Annotated in this window: 1 pseudogene; it reads left to right on the top strand. The window is 68.3% G+C overall.

The annotated features are described in order from the left end of the window. A pseudogene (locus EOB59_RS35145) lies at positions 1-262 on the top strand (hypothetical protein); the annotation flags it as partial.

Genomic DNA, 262 nt, shown 5'->3' on the forward strand with positions numbered 1-262 from the left:
TGCCGACGCGGCGGCGGCGCTGTGGATCGAAGGCGAACTGGTCCACCTTGAGGACCTCGTCCTGCACGACGCCCACATGGATATCCGCACTCCGACACATGATCTCACCCGGGCGCATGCCGTGCTGCGCGCCCGCCGCCACATTTTTGGCAATAAACCCGACTGGGCGCTCGGCCGCGACGGGTTATTGGCGCTGACTGGTCGCGGCGGTGCGGCGGCGGAGCCGGCACAAAATGGCCGGGACGGCGAGGGGGCCTCATCT

The organism is Mesorhizobium sp. M7A.F.Ca.MR.176.00.0.0 (assembly GCF_004023165.1).
In the GTDB taxonomy this organism is placed as follows: domain Bacteria; phylum Pseudomonadota; class Alphaproteobacteria; order Rhizobiales; family Rhizobiaceae; genus Mesorhizobium.